The 13,412-nt window shown below is 73.6% G+C and carries 14 protein-coding genes and 1 pseudogene; 5 read left to right on the forward strand and 10 right to left on the reverse strand.

Features of this window, described 5'->3' with window-relative positions:
- Window positions 1-6: 6 nt before the first annotated feature.
- On the forward strand, window positions 7-315 hold the full coding sequence (locus ACFSL4_RS00415; protein ID WP_381076895.1) for a DUF4235 domain-containing protein: 309 nt from the start codon (window positions 7-9) through the stop codon (window positions 313-315).
- A gap of 28 nt (window positions 316-343) precedes the next feature.
- Here the strand turns inward: ACFSL4_RS00415 and ACFSL4_RS00420 are convergent.
- Both ACFSL4_RS00420 and ACFSL4_RS00425 read right to left on the reverse strand, forming a co-directional pair.
- Window positions 344-607 (reverse strand): annotated as a pseudogene (locus tag ACFSL4_RS00420) (VOC family protein); the annotation flags it as partial.
- An 80-nt stretch (window positions 608-687) separates the two neighbouring features.
- Window positions 688-1,044, reverse strand: coding sequence for a hypothetical protein (locus tag ACFSL4_RS00425; protein WP_381076793.1), 357 nt, complete (start codon window positions 1,042-1,044; stop codon window positions 688-690).
- Window positions 1,045-1,434: 390 nt separating this feature from the next.
- On the opposite strand from ACFSL4_RS00425, the gene ACFSL4_RS00430 reads away from it, so the two are divergent.
- On the forward strand, window positions 1,435-1,821 hold the full coding sequence (locus ACFSL4_RS00430) for an anti-sigma factor antagonist (RefSeq protein WP_381076796.1): 387 nt from the start codon (window positions 1,435-1,437) through the stop codon (window positions 1,819-1,821).
- A 62-nt stretch (window positions 1,822-1,883) separates the two neighbouring features.
- Here ACFSL4_RS00430 and ACFSL4_RS00435 read toward each other — a convergent pair whose 3' ends face one another.
- Window positions 1,884-3,929: a DUF1996 domain-containing protein gene (locus tag ACFSL4_RS00435; protein WP_381076799.1), complete on the reverse strand. Its 2,046-nt coding sequence runs from the start codon at window positions 3,927-3,929 to the stop codon at window positions 1,884-1,886.
- A 104-nt stretch (window positions 3,930-4,033) separates the two neighbouring features.
- Window positions 4,034-5,029: a ribose-phosphate diphosphokinase gene (locus ACFSL4_RS00440; RefSeq protein ID WP_381076802.1), complete on the reverse strand. Its 996-nt coding sequence runs from the start codon at window positions 5,027-5,029 to the stop codon at window positions 4,034-4,036.
- A gap of 938 nt (window positions 5,030-5,967) precedes the next feature.
- Here ACFSL4_RS00440 and ACFSL4_RS00445 point away from each other — a divergent pair.
- Window positions 5,968-7,197 (forward strand): ricin-type beta-trefoil lectin domain protein, encoded by a 1,230-nt coding sequence (locus ACFSL4_RS00445; RefSeq protein WP_381076805.1) that lies wholly within the window; start codon window positions 5,968-5,970, stop codon window positions 7,195-7,197.
- Between the two features lie 85 nt (window positions 7,198-7,282).
- Here the strand turns inward: ACFSL4_RS00445 and ACFSL4_RS00450 are convergent, their stop codons facing one another.
- The 4 genes from ACFSL4_RS00450 to ACFSL4_RS00465 all read right to left on the reverse strand — a co-directional run bounded on the left by ACFSL4_RS00450 (window position 7,283) and on the right by ACFSL4_RS00465 (window position 9,178).
- A complete protein-coding gene (locus ACFSL4_RS00450; protein ID WP_381076897.1) occupies window positions 7,283-7,657 on the reverse strand; it encodes a peptidase inhibitor family I36 protein in 375 nt (124 codons plus the stop codon).
- Entirely contained in the window at window positions 7,657-8,355 is a 699-nt protein-coding gene (locus ACFSL4_RS00455) for a hypothetical protein (RefSeq protein ID WP_381076808.1), read from the reverse strand. Before ACFSL4_RS00455 ends, ACFSL4_RS00450 begins: the two co-directional genes overlap by 1 nt.
- 2 nt (window positions 8,356-8,357) lie before the next feature.
- A complete protein-coding gene (locus ACFSL4_RS00460) occupies window positions 8,358-8,708 on the reverse strand; it encodes a hypothetical protein (protein WP_381076811.1) in 351 nt (116 codons plus the stop codon).
- A 233-nt stretch (window positions 8,709-8,941) separates the two neighbouring features.
- A complete protein-coding gene (locus tag ACFSL4_RS00465) occupies window positions 8,942-9,178 on the reverse strand; it encodes a hypothetical protein (protein WP_381076814.1) in 237 nt (78 codons plus the stop codon).
- 185 nt (window positions 9,179-9,363) lie between these two features.
- Between ACFSL4_RS00465 and ACFSL4_RS00470 the strand changes: the two genes are divergently transcribed.
- The gene (locus ACFSL4_RS00470; protein ID WP_381076817.1) at window positions 9,364-10,401 is read left to right on the forward strand and encodes a PHP domain-containing protein; all 1,038 of its coding nucleotides are present in this window, start codon (window positions 9,364-9,366) and stop codon (window positions 10,399-10,401) included.
- 40 nt (window positions 10,402-10,441) lie between these two features.
- On the forward strand, window positions 10,442-11,128 hold the full coding sequence (locus tag ACFSL4_RS00475) for an HAD family hydrolase (RefSeq protein WP_381076820.1): 687 nt from the start codon (window positions 10,442-10,444) through the stop codon (window positions 11,126-11,128).
- Window positions 11,129-11,349: 221 nt separating this feature from the next.
- On the opposite strand, the gene ACFSL4_RS00480 is transcribed toward ACFSL4_RS00475, so the two are convergent.
- Both ACFSL4_RS00480 and ACFSL4_RS00485 read right to left on the reverse strand, forming a co-directional pair.
- Entirely contained in the window at window positions 11,350-11,598 is a 249-nt protein-coding gene (locus ACFSL4_RS00480; protein WP_381076823.1) for a hypothetical protein, read from the reverse strand.
- Between the two features lie 372 nt (window positions 11,599-11,970).
- Window positions 11,971-13,260, reverse strand: a complete 1,290-nt coding sequence (locus ACFSL4_RS00485) for an ROK family transcriptional regulator (RefSeq protein ID WP_381076826.1) — start codon at window positions 13,258-13,260, stop codon at window positions 11,971-11,973.
- Window positions 13,261-13,412: the final 152 nt, after the last annotated feature.

The following is a 13,412-nucleotide window of genomic DNA, read 5'->3' on the forward strand; positions in this document are numbered from 1 at the left end:
AGGGACGTGGCCAAGGACAGGAAGAGCAAGCCGAAGATTCCACTCGTCTACAAGCCCGTGGGGTTCGCCCTCGGCTGGGCGAGCGGAGCCCTCGCGGGGGTCGCCTTCCGCAGGACCTGGAAGGCGCTCCGCCACGAGGACGACGCACCCGACGCGCTGGACAGGGACCGCGGCTGGGGAGAGATACTGCTCGCCGCCGCCGTGCAGGGCGCCCTCTTCGCCGTCGCCCGCAGCGTGGCGGACCGCGCGGGGGCGAAGGCCATCGAACGCTCGACGGGTGTGTGGCCGGCCGCCGCGAAGGGCGGCCGGGACTGAGCGCCGCCCCGCGCGCCCTCACACCGCCTCACCCCTGCTTCGGCGCGATGCTCCTCGTACGGCGCAGGGTGAAGGAGTGCCCCGCGGGATCGGCGCAGCCGAGTTTCCCGTACGGTCCGGGCGCGTTCTTGGCGTCCAGCGGGCGGCCCCCGAGAGCGGCCGCCCTGAGCTCGGACGCGTCCAGGTCCTCCACCAGGAAGTCGAGGTGGGGCTGGAGGGAGTTCTCGGGGCGGGGCCAGCTCGGCGGGGCGGCGTCGACCTCTCGGCGGAACACCGTGCGTACCCCGTCGGCGCTCACGGTTCCCTTGAGGAGGACGCTGCCGCGCACGGAGGTGTCCCGCAGGTCGGCGCGGCCGTCGAGTTCGGTGACCGTCAGGTCCAGGGGCCGCCGATGCCGGCGCCGTACAGGTCCGAAGGCCCCGCCAGACGGCAGCGGGTCGTCTCCCACTTCCAGCCGACCCTCACGCCCACCGCCGACAGCCCGGGCAGCTCGCGGTCCCGCAGCTCCAGCGCGCCGAGTGACGTGCCGTCGAAGTGCGGGGCCCGCTCGAAACGGCAGGTGCGCAACCGCAGGGTTCCGGCGGCATCGGCCTCGGCCAGGTCCAGGCGGCCGGTGATGTGCACGTCCTCCAGCCGCAGCCGGGCGAGGTGGCCGGGCTCGGCCTGGGGCGGGGCGAGCAGCAGCCGGCGGATGGTGCGGCCCTGTTCTCGCCCCCGTCCGCGTACCACTCGCCGCGGCGGCGGGCGGCCCACATCCCCCGCTCGCGCTGCCTCCACCCGACCGGCGCGAGTCCGCCCCGCACGTCGGCCTCCCCTGTGGTGACGGAAAACGCTGCATCGCCACCCGTCGGGCGCGCGGTGCAACCGGCGGGAGGTGTGCGGCGGACGACACGCGCGCCAGGCCGGCCTGCGCCGCGGGCGGCGGTGCAACTGGCCCTTATTTCAAAGACATATGTCAATCGAACATGCTCAAATTCCTTCCATCGAGGGTAACTTGCAGGGCGGGGAACGGTTTTGCGCTCACTTGAGCCCGGCGGCACGTGTACACGCTCGCGCACGCGTCGCCCGGCCCGGTGGCCTCGGCCCCTGCCAGCGGAGTCGGTTGGAGGCGATGTCCACGTGCAGCACGGCCCCACACCGCTCACCCGCCATCTGCGCGTCCACCGGAACCGAGGTCACACCGTGCTCGAGTTCCGCGGTGAGATCGATGTCGTCGCGGCGTTCGAGATCATGCCGTTCCTGGACTCCGCGACGGCCCGTCCGCAGCCGCGGATCGTCATCGATCTGCGGCCGGTGGAGTTCTTCGACTGCTCCGGGCTGCGCCTGCTGTACCGCGCCAGAGGGCGTGTCCTCGCGCGAGGCGGCACGCTGCACCTCGTGTGCACCCATCCGCTGACGCTGCGCATCCTGCGTATCACCGGGCTGGCACATGTGCTGCCGCCGTGGACGTCGCTGGAGGAGGCCCTCAGCCGGCCGGAGGCCGCCGGGTCCTTGGAGACCAACTGATGAAGGCGACGGGACCCGGCGGTCCCGTCGCCTTCACTCCGGTGCGTGTCCGGCCTGCGGCGTCAGTGGGACCTGCGGGCCATACGGCGCAGCACCACCAGGCCCGCGATCACGAGAAGCGCGCCGGCCGCGGCGGGCCACAGGTGGGCGCCGGTGTCGGCCAGTCCTCCCGACACCGCCTGCGGCTCGGTCCGCGGCGGAGCGGACGGGGCGTACCCGCCCGCGGTCGGCGCCCGGCCGGGCTGCGCCGCCTCACCGATGCTGCCCTGACCGGAGCCGCCCGAGCCGCCCTGCGGTGCCCCGGCGGCATCACCCCGGTCGGCCGATTGCGACGCGTACACCCTGGGCGCCTTGCCCCCCTGGTCCCCGCCCGAGCCCGCCCCCGGCGTCGCGGTGTCCTGCGCACCGGCCGCCGGGGACGCCGTCTGCCCACCGCCGGTGGAGGCGCCGGGGCCGTTACCGCCCCGACCGCCACCGGACCCGGTCCCCGGGGCGGACCCGCCGTTCCCGCCGCTCCCGCCGGACGAGGGGGATGCGGAGGGAGAGGGCGTGTCCTGCGGCTGTCCGCCCGTGTCGCCGCCGCACTGCCGGCCGCTGTTGATGCAGTCGACCACCTGGTTCATCAGCCCGTCCGTCATGACGTTGATGAAGTCGTCGTGGTCCGTGACGGGCTTGTGCAACTGCTCGGGGAAACCATCCACCGCGTAGGCGTTCTTGACCTGACCGTTCTCGATGACCGGCTGCGGCACGTCGTAGACCAGACGCATCGTCAGCTGCGGGATCGCCTTGAAGCCGTTCTGGCAGGTGCCGCTCGCGTCGGCGAAGGCCACATGCGTGCGGTGGTTGGCGCTGTCGATGTTCTGGCCGTCCCAGCAGCTCTGGAAGGCGAACGTGCGCACCACCTTGCTGCCCTGCGGGCAGATCGGGTACTTCTCCGTCAGCTGGCGGTCCTCGAAGCCGGTGCAGCTCCAGTGGGCGTTGGCGTTCGCCGGGCCGTTGGTGAACGCCTTGGCGTCACCGGTGATGATGCGCAGGAACCGCGGCATCGCCACGACCTGGCTCGTCGGGCTGCCCACGAACGTGATCTCGGCCCGCTTGGCGACCAGGATCCGGCCGACGTTGCCTTCCTTGCCGCCGCCGTCGTCGTTCTGGTCGAAGTCCTGCGTGCCGTCCTGCACCCGCAGCACCGGCCAGTAGTACGACGACTTGTCGTCCTGGTTCTGACAGCTCGTCCGGGCCGCCGCGAACGTGTCGTTGTCCGCGAAGGCGTCGTTCGACTGGTTGCCGACGTAGTCGTGCAGGTGGTGCGCACCGTTCTTCACACCGGGCGCCACGATCACGTTGTCGGTGTTGTGGTTCTTGTTGGCGTTCACACCGCACTTCGTGACGAAGGAACCGGTCGAGGCGCCGGCCTGCGGGGCGGGCTTCCGGGCGTTCGGCTGCACGCTCCTGATGTCCACGAAGTCCGAGGCGACGGGGCCGCTGGCGGCCCGGCCGCCGCCCTGCTCACCACTGCCCTGTCCTCCGTTCCCCTGCTGCTGCCCGCCGCCCTGGGCGCCGTTGCCCTTCTGGCCGCCACCGCTCTGGCCTCCGTTGCCGCCCTGACCGCCGCCTGCGGCGCTCTGCCCCGGATCGGCGGCCACTCCGGTGCAGGGGGCGAGGCCGTCGATCGAGGACGGTGCGGTGGCACCCGCCCCCTGGTACGCGGTCTTGATGCGGTCGATCACCGCGGTCCGCCGCTCCTTGAGCGGCCCGAGGATCGCGTTCTGGACGTAGCCGGGGTCGTCCGTCTGCGCCTGGCGCGTCTCGGCCAGCCGGGCGTACGCCTCGGTGATCTGCTTGTCGAGGGCCGCCAGCTCCTTGTCGACGGCGGGCTTCGCCACGCTCGGCATGTGGGTCAGCTGCTGGCCCACGTCCGGGCAGTCGATGGTGACGGTGCGCGACGACAGGACCTGGTCGCCGCTCTGGTTCGCGTCGCCGCCCCAGCCTTCCGTGGCCGAAGCGTAGACGTTCACGGCTACCAGGCCCCCTCCGCCCAATATCAGCGCGACCGCTGCGAAGGTCGCGCGCCGTGCGCCTGTAGGGCGTCTGCGCGTGCTGCGTCTCACGGGAGTACTCCTAGACGTCGTGCCGGGCCGGGCATGAAAATCCCCCCGCCCTGTACGCAGATGCACCCGGCCGTGTTCAAACGCCCCGCGAATTCACAGCAATCTCAGAGACGAGGCGGGTTGCCGCCGTGCCGCCCCTCGCCCGGCTCCGCGCTGCGGGGCTCCTCGAACAGGGCGCTGACGGATTCGCCGTTGTGAATGCGGCGCACGGCCTCGGCCAGGGCAGGCGCGATGGACAGGATCCGCAGCTTGTCGGAACGCTCCTCAGCCGGAACCGGGACCGTGTTGGTGCACACGATCTCCAGGATGTCCGGCTGCTCGCTCAGCCGCTTGAGGGCATCGGCGGCGAACAGGCCGTGGGTACAGGCGACACGAATCGACCGAGGCCCCGACTCCCGCAGTCGTTCCAGGAGTTCGAGCACCGTGCTGCCCTTGGCGATCTCGTCGTCCAGCACGATCACATCCCGCCCGGCGATGTCGCCGATGACCGAGCTGATGCTCACCCGGTCGTCCGGAAACCGCTGTTTGGCGCCCGCCGCCACCTGTGCCCCGATCATCCGCGCGAAGGCCGCGGCCTCCTTGGCGTAGCCGAGGTCGGGCGCCACGACGGTGACCTGCGAGAGGTCGTACCGCCGGAAGTGCGCGGCGAGCTCCTGCAGCGCGTGCAGATGATCGACCGGGACCGAGAAGAAGCCGTGCACCTGCGGCGAGTGCAGCGTCATGGCCAGGACCCGGCCGGCCCCGGCGGTGACCAGCAGGTCGGCCACCAGCCGCCCGCCGATGGAGATCCGCGGCGCGTCCTTCTTGTCCGAGCGGGCGTACGAGTAGTGCGGCATGACGACGGTGATCCGGCCCGCGGAGGCACCGCGTGCCGCGTCGCACATCAGCAGCAGCTCGACGAGGTGCTCCTGCACGGGGGCGGTCAGCGGCTGCACGAGGAAGACGTCCCGCTCACGGCAGTTGGCCTGGAGCTGGACCTCCAGACAGTCGTTGGCGAATCGGCTGATCCGGACGGGGCTGAGGGGCACGCCGAGGTACGCGCAGATCTCTGCCGCCAGCCGGGGGTGGGCACTGCCGGTGAAGACGGCGATGTCGCGCACGGTCCGCTCCTCTCCCGATCGAAAAGAGCCTGCCCGCCACATGCTACTGAGCGGCCACCGCGAGTGCCCCCGGAGGACGCCGGTGCCGCGCGGCCCGGGTGGTCAGCCGGGCAGGATGCCCGGCGGGGCGAGCGCCCCAGCGGGGCCGCGCCCGCCAGGAGCCAGGCCACACAGTCACCGATGCGGCCGGGCTGCAGACGGCGCAGCGGGAGCGTCCGGGGGCGCTCGCCGAACGGTCCGGGGCGGTGGACGGCGAGCGCGGCCAGCCCCACCGCGAGGGTCGCGGGGACCAGTCCGAGCAGGAGGCCGCTCACGGTCCGGTGGGGCGGGGTGACCGACGCGGCCTCGTTCACGGAGCGCGCCACGGCCCCGGCGAACCCCGGGGCCGCGCCGACGCGGGGGAAGCGGCGAGCGGCAGGGCGGGGACGGCGGTCAGGGTGCCGAGCACCGTTCACGGGGAGCCCACCGCCCGTCGCTCGGCCCGTGCCACGACGGCGCCGACGAGCGCGACGGACGTCCCGACGGCCCATTCCAGGGTGCCGACGGTGCCGATGAGACGAGCCAGAACACGGTGGGGCCGGCCCGCCACAGGAGAATGCCGCGTGCGGCCCGGAGCGTCGTACCCGGGTTCACCGCCTTCGCCCCAGCGGCTGGGGAATATCCGGTACGTCATCCGAGCATCGCCCTGCCTCCGGCCAGTGGCGCCGCGCGGGCGGCCGGTGCCCGGAGTTCCCCTTCCGCGCGAGGGGAAACCGCCTCCACCGGTCCGGCCTTTGGTCCGGACCAGACTCTTGACGCCCCCTTATCTCACCTCTTGAATCAAGAAGCGAATCGGCACTCCGCGAACCCTTCCGGCACGGTCGACGCACTCGGCCGCGCCGGCACCCCCCACCACAGTGGCCCGCCCCGACCCGGGCGGCCGCACGGAAGGGAACGTCATGGACTCCCCGCGCCTGCTCCGCAGATGTCTGCTCGCCGCGCTCTCGGCGGTGCTCGCCGCGTCGGCCTTCACCGGCCCGGCGCACGCGGCGCCCGAGGCGGCGGACGCGACCGTCTTCTCCGACACCTTCGACGGGCCCGCCGGTGCGGCCGTCGACTCCTCCAAGTGGCAGATCGAGACCGGCGACAACGTCAACAACCACGAGCGGCAGTACTACACGCCGGGCACCGGCAACGCGGCGCTGGACGGCCAGGGCCACCTCGTGATCACGGCCCGCCGTGAGAACCCGGCGGGCTACCAGTGCTGGTACGGCACCTGTCAGTACACCTCTGCCCGCCTGAACACGGCGGGGAAGTTCACGACGCAGTACGGCCATGTCGAGGCCCGGATGAAGATCCCGCGCGGGCAGGGCATGTGGCCGGCGTTCTGGATGCTCGGCACTCCGGTGAACTGGCCGGACTCGGGCGAGATCGACGTCATGGAAAACGTCGGCTACGAGCCTTCGACCGTGCACGGCACCATTCACGGCCCGGGCTACTCCGGCTCGGGCGGCATCGGTGCCGCGTACTCGCTGCCGAACGGCCAGGCCTTCGCGGACACGTTCCACACCTTCGCCGTCGACTGGGCGCCCGACTCGATCACATGGAGTGTGGACGGCACGGTCTACCAGCGGCGCACGCCGGCCGATCTGGGCGGGAGGACATGGGTGTTCGACAAGCCGTTCTTCCTGATCCTCAATCTCGCCGTCGGCGGCTACTGGCCGGGGGACCCCGACGGCTCCACCGTGTTCCCGCAGCAACTCGTCGTCGACTCGGTGACGGTGACGACGAGCGGCAGCACCGGCGGCACCGGTGTGCCGATCACCGGGCTCGCGGGCAAGTGCGCCGACGTGGCCGGGGCGAACCCCGCCAACGGCACACCCGTCCAGCTGTACGACTGCAACGGCACCGCCGCCCAGAAGTGGACGGTGGCCTCGGACGGCACGCTGCGGGCGCTCGGCAAGTGCCTGGACGTCGTCGGCAACGGCACGGCCGACGGTTCGAAGGTCCAGTTGTGGGACTGCACGGGCGGGCCCAACCAGAAGTGGACCGTCACCGCCGCGCACGACATCGTGAACCCCCAGGCGGACAAGTGCCTGGACGTGACGGACAACAACTCCGCCAACGGCACCCGGCTGCAGATCTGGTCGTGCTCCGGTGGCGCCAACCAGAAGTGGACGGTCGGCTGACCGGCCGCCCACGGCCGGCCGGTGGCCGGAGCAGACGAAGCCACGTCCGCTCCGGTCGCCGGCGCGAGCGCGGGCGCGGTAAGCCTCAGCAGCCCATGGTCCAGGTGTGGGAGTCGCCGCGGTCGTTGGCGACGGCGTTGTAGCCGACCTCCTCCCCCGGGGCGAGACAGATGGTCATGGCGCCGCCCTGCCAGGCGTCCTCATAGACCTGGACGTGGTCCTTGACGCCGGGGCCGGAGATGCCGTGGTTGGCCCACGAGGAGTCCGCGTCGGCGATCCAGCTCTCCCACCAGCCGTCGTCGCCGGACCAGTTGGCCCGCTGTCCGTCGAAGTTCGCATGCTCCCAGACGCAGAAGTCGCCGCTCGGGCAGTCGGCCGCGCCGGACGGCGCGGCCACGGCCAGCCCTCCGGCGACGGCGAGGAGGACAGCGGCGGCCGAGAGCGCGAAACGCTCGCTGATCACGAGGTGGTACTGCCTTTCTGTCCGGTTGCCCGGACGGTCCGCGTGGCGCACAGGTCCGCCGCGCGGCGCAGTGCGCGGGTGCGCAGTTGCCGGTAGGTGGTGAGGGGGCCGCGGTGCTCGGCACGCACCCGGGCCAGCAGGGCCGGCTCCAGACGGGCGCGGAGGGCGGCGAGGCCGCTGCGCCGGGCGCAGCGCTCGGCGACGACGGGGTCGGGGCGCCGCGGGCGGGGGCCGCGCGCGGGGGCGCTGCAGCGGGCCCAACGGGCGGTCGCGGCGCGGTAGTCGGGGTCGTTCCTCATCCGTTGCTGGGCCTCGGCCCGCAGGTTGTCCACGACGACCCGGGTGCGGAACCAGCGCCGCTGGTCGCCGTACAGCTCACGCTGGGCGGCGGCCAGGCAGCCGTCGGTGTGGGCCGTGACGGTGTAGCCGGTGGCGAGCGTCACGGACAGTTCGGGCCGGCCGCGGCCGAAGAGAGCGCCCTCCAGCCGCGGGTCCCGCCCGTCCGGGCCGAGGGTGAGCCCCTGCCTGGCCAGGCACCGGTCGACGAGCAGGCGCTGGGCGGTGTCGATGAGGTCGTCACGGGCCCGTTCGCCGGCCGGCAGCGCGGGCCGGGCGGGCCCGGCCGCCGTGGTGGCGCAGCCCGTGAGTGCGAGGACCGCCAGCGCGGCGGCGCACAGTGCGCGCGGCAGTCGCACGGTCAGCCGGCCTCGCAGCCCATCGTGGTGTCGGCGACCCCGTCGAGACGGGCGCCCCAGGGCCAGTTGTCCGCCAGGTCATGGCCGCGGATCAGGCGGTAGTAGCAGGTGTCCCGGGCCCAGTCGATGGCGTACACCGCGGTGTCGGTGGTGGAGTGGAAGGACACGGCCTTGTCGTGCAGGAACTCCGGCACGTCCGTGTAGCCCGGTGGTGTGTAGCACCATGAGACGCCGTGCTGCCCTGGCTCGGTCCAGAAGCACACGTCCCCGGTGCGGGCCGCGCCGTGGGCCGGGGCGGCGGCGAGGGGTGCGGCCAGGGCGAGGGCGGCGGTCAGGACACGGCGACGGAACACGACGACTCCCGAGAGCGAAGAGGAAGAGCCGGGGCGGCTGTTGATCACCCGGCGAGATCAACGTGCCCTCGGGAAAGGTGCCACATGCACACTCGCACCGATCGGCGGCCTTCGGCGGGGTGTGGGGGTGTATCGCCGTGCCGGGGCTCACCCCGGCGTGCAAATCGCGGCTCGCCTCGCGCCCGGCGGAGCGGCCGACGGGCGCCGCCGTGGTCGCGGCGCGGAATCGGCGGCTAGTGCAGCGTCCAGGTCAGCTTGTCGCCGCCCACCCAGCGGACCAGGTCGGGGTCGTCGACGTCGTGGACCGGGATGCCCGCGTCCGCGGCGAACTCCAGCACCTGGGTGAGCGACTTCGCCTCGCCGACCATCTCGCCGTCGATCTCCACGATACGAAACGGCGGCGTACCCGGCTGCACCGCGTGCACCACGATCCGCGGGTGGGAAATGTACGGGGCTGCGCTTTCGGTCATGTATCGAGCCTAGAGCGGTTCGTGCGACTCGGCGGCCGAGCGGCGCGCGCACGCCCCCCTGGCCGCTGTGTGAAAGGCCACAAGCCCCGCCCCCGGGCGTTCGTCCGGGCGGGTGACGGCGCCCCGGCACACGCTCGCCGTGCGGCGCGCAGGCGTGTGGGCAACGCTGGGGGAAGGAGGTGCCGATGGATCCCGTCGCGGCCCTGGACCGGATCGCATTCCTGCTGGAGCGGGCCCAGGCCCCCACCTATCGCGTACGGGCCTTCCGCACCGCGGCCGCCATGCTGACGGCACTGCCCGAGGGCGAGGTCGCCGCGCGCGCCGCCGCCGGTTCCCTGGAGTCGCTGAAGGGCGTCGGCCCGAAGACGGCCCAGGTGGTGCGGGAGGCACTGGCGGGGCGGGTCCCCGGCTACCTGCAGAAGCTGGAGCACGAGGGCGCGGCTTCGCCGGCGGGCGGCGGCGAGCGGCTGCGGGCGCTGCTGCGCGGCGACTGCCATCTGCACTCCGACTGGTCCGACGGCGGCAGCCCGATCGAGGAGATGGGCAGGACGGCGGCGCGCATCGGACACGAGTGGGCGGCGCTCACCGACCATTCGCCCCGGCTCACCGTGGCCCGGGGGCTGTCCGCGGAGCGGCTGCGCGAGCAGTTGGAGGCGGTCGCCGCGTTGAACGCACGGTGGGCACCGTTCCGGCTGCTCACCGGCATCGAGTGCGACATCCTGGAGGACGGGTCGCTGGACCAGGAGCCGGAGCTCCTTGAGCGGCTCGACGTGGTGGTGGTGTCGGTCCACTCCAGACTCCGTATGGACGCCCGGTCGATGACCCGCCGCATGGTCGCCGCCGTCCGCAACCCGCTGGCCGATGTGCTCGGCCACTGCACGGGACGGCTGGTCACTGGGCGTGGGCGCCCCGAGTCCGAGTTCGACGCGGATGCCGTGTTCGCCGCGTGCGCGGAGTCGGGTACGGCCCTGGAGATCAACAGCAGGCCCGAGCGGCTGGACCCCCCGCGGCGGCTGCTGCGGCGGGCGGTGGGGGCGGGCGTGCTGTTCTCGATCGACACCGACGCGCACGCGCCCGGCCAGCTGGACTGGCAGATCCACGGCTGCGCGCGGGCGGAGGAGTGCGGGGTGCCCGCCGAGCGGGTGATCACCGCGTGGACCGCGGACGAGGTGCTGGCCTGGACCCGGGAGCGCACGCTGCCCGCGCGTGTGGCGGGCGCATGACGTGGTACCCGCCCCGTACGCGTGAGGGAGGCTGGGAAGCATGGGACGGGCGGCCGTGTTCGACGTGGACGGCACCCTCGTCGACACCAATCATCTGCATGTCACCACGTGGTGGGAGGCGTTCCGGCAGGCCGGTCACCGGGTGCCGATGCACGCCATCCACCGGGCGGTGGGCCTGGCGTCCGAGGACCTGATCGCGCATCTCCTGGGCGGCCGTGACCGGGACGAGGTCGACGGGCTCGTCGCCGCGCACACGACGCTGTACGCCACGTACTTCGAGCGGCTGCCGCCGTTGAAGGGCGCCGGGCGGCTGCTGCGGCGGCTGGACCACGACGGCTGGAACGTCGTGCTCGCCACGTCGGCGGGCGGGCATGAGCTGTCGGCGCTGCGGCGGGCGATCGGGGCGGACACCGCCGTCGCGGCGACGGCGAGCGCGGACGACGTGGAGGCCGGCAAACCGGCGCCCGAGCCCGTCGAGCACGCGCTGGAACTGGCCGGGGTGCCGCCCGAGTCGGCGGTGTTCGTGGGGGACACGGTGTGGGACATGCGGGCAGGCACCCGGGCCGGGGTGACCTGCGTCGGTCTGCTGTCCGGAGGAATTCCGCGAGCGGATCTGCAGGAGGCCGGGGCCTGCGCCGTCTACCGCGATCCGGCGCATCTGCTGGAGATGCTGGGCGACAGCCCGCTGGCCCCGGACACGGAGGCGATCCGCGAGGGGGACCTGTGACGGGCCCAGCGGTGGCGCCGCGAGGGGGACCTGTGAGGGAGATCACTTCCAGGGGCCCGGCTTTCCGGAGCGCCGACCGATAGTTTCTAGTTGAACAAGCTATGGACCGGGGCGACGCCGCCGGGCCCGTCCCAGACCGCCCCGACCGTGATTCCCCCGTCCGGTCGGGGCTCTTTATGTGCCCGGGCGTCTGCGGCGCCTCTCGTCCGGGCGCGTCGCGGTCAGCCGGGGGGCTCGTCCGGGACGGGGTGCTCGGGGTGGACGGCGCCCGAGCGCGGGGTGCCCTGCCGGCCCGTACCCGCCTCATCCGTGTCGGGGACGTCGGTGGCGTCCTCGGCCTCGGCGGCGGCGCCGCCCCGTGCGGAGCGGGGGTCCCACGGATCCCGGCCCTCGCGTGCCTGCTGGTCCGGCATGTCCCGCGGGACCGGACCGGCCTTCTCGCCGGGACCCGGGTGCCGGTGATCGGTCACGGCGCACGCTCCCTTCTGCGCGGAGGCTGCGCGGCGCGCGGCCCCGTACCGAAAGGGCCCGAGTACCGCGGCGGGCCGCGACCGAAACACGCCCGCCGGCCCGCCGCCGAAAGCACCGGGATCCCGTCCGCGGCGGGCCCGTCCGAAATAACGCGCGGCCGAGGGCGGCGCACGGTGGTCCGCGCACCCCGCGCCGGATGCCTCCGAGGGCGGCACCCCCCGACAGCGCCCGCCGTGACCGGCGCCGTTCGGCGGCTCACGCCGCCGTCATCGGGCCCGGCGGCGTGCCCGTCCGGCCACCGCCGGGCACCCGACGGTTCCGCTCCACGCGGCGGGCGCACACGCACCCCACGGAGCGGGCGGGCTCGGTGCTCAGCGCGGCGTTCGCTGCCGCAGTGCTGCCCGCCATGCCGGGGAAGGGCCCTCGCCGGTGGGCTCGGCGCGTCGGCCGCCCCGGGCGAAGAAGTCGGCGAGCGGCAGGATCGCCGCGCCGACCGTCACGGCGTCCGGGCCGAGCCTGCCGAGGCCGATGGAGACCCGCTCGGCCGGGTGGCGCAGGGCGTACGACGCCGCGTGCCGCCGCACCGCGGGCAGGAACCGCGAACCGAGCTGGAGGCCCGCCCAGCCACCGATGAGGATCCGCTCGGGCTGGAAGAGGTTGATCAGGTCGGACAGGCCCGCGCCCAGGTACTCGGCGGTCTCCTCCAGGACGCCGAGCGCGACCGGGTCGGCCTCGGTGCCCTCGGGCGGGCGGGCCGCGGTGAGCAGGGCGGTCAGCGCGGTCTCCTCGTCGGCGTCCCCGGGCGGCCGGCCGCCCTGCTCTCGCCAGCGGTCGAGAAGGGCCTCCGCGCCGGCGTACGCCTCCAGGCAGCCGAGAGCGCCGCAGCGGCAGCGGCGCCCCCTGACCCGTACCGTCAGATGGCCCCACTCCACGGCCCGGCCGTTGCCCGCCTCCTCGGTGACGAGGCAGGCGCCGATGCCGGAGCCGATGAGGACCACGACCGCGCTGTGGGCGCCGCGTCCGGCGCCGAACCACATCTCGGCCTGGCCCAGGGTCCGCGCGCCGTTGTCGATGAAGTACGGGACGGAGTCAGGGAGTCGGCACGTGGCACGGAGCAGGGATTCCAGAGGGACGCCGTCCCAGCCGATGGTCTGGCCGTGCACGACGGCACCCCGGTCGGGTGTGCCGGCCACGATGCCGGGCACGCCGATGCCGACGCCGAGGAGCCCTTCGGGGGCGGTGCCCGCGGTGGCCAGGACCTCCGCGATGCCGTCGCGGATGTGACCGACGACGACCTCGACGTCGTACCGCTCGTGCTCCAGCGGCCGGTCGGCGCGGGCGAGTTCGGTGAGGGCCAGGTCGAACAGCTCGACGCGGACGCGGGTCTCGCCGACGTCGACGCCGATCATGTGACCGCTGCCGGGCGCGACCCGTAGCAGGGTGCGCGGCCGGCCGCCGTCGGAATCGACGCTGCCGGCCTCCTCCACCAGGCCGTCGGCGACCAGTTCGGCCACCACGTTGCTGATGGAACCGGAGCTGAGCCCCGTGGCGGGACCCAGTTCGAAACGGCTCATGGGGCCGTCGAAGTACAGCCGCCGCAACACCTCGGTGCGATTGCCCCGGCGCAGGTCACGCACCGTACGCCCGTTCCGCCCCGCCATGTCGCTCCTTCCGGCCCTTCCCGGCCCGCACGATACGCCGTGCCGGCCCTCGGCGCGCAGTCCGCCGCCGACGGCGACCGCGCAAGGTCCCGGAGGGCGGCTTCGAGCGCCGGGGTCACGGCCGCGCGCGCCCGGGCCACATGGTCGTCGCC

This window comes from Streptomyces caeni (assembly GCF_042678285.1).
GTDB lineage: Bacteria > Actinomycetota > Actinomycetes > Streptomycetales > Streptomycetaceae > Streptomyces > Streptomyces caeni.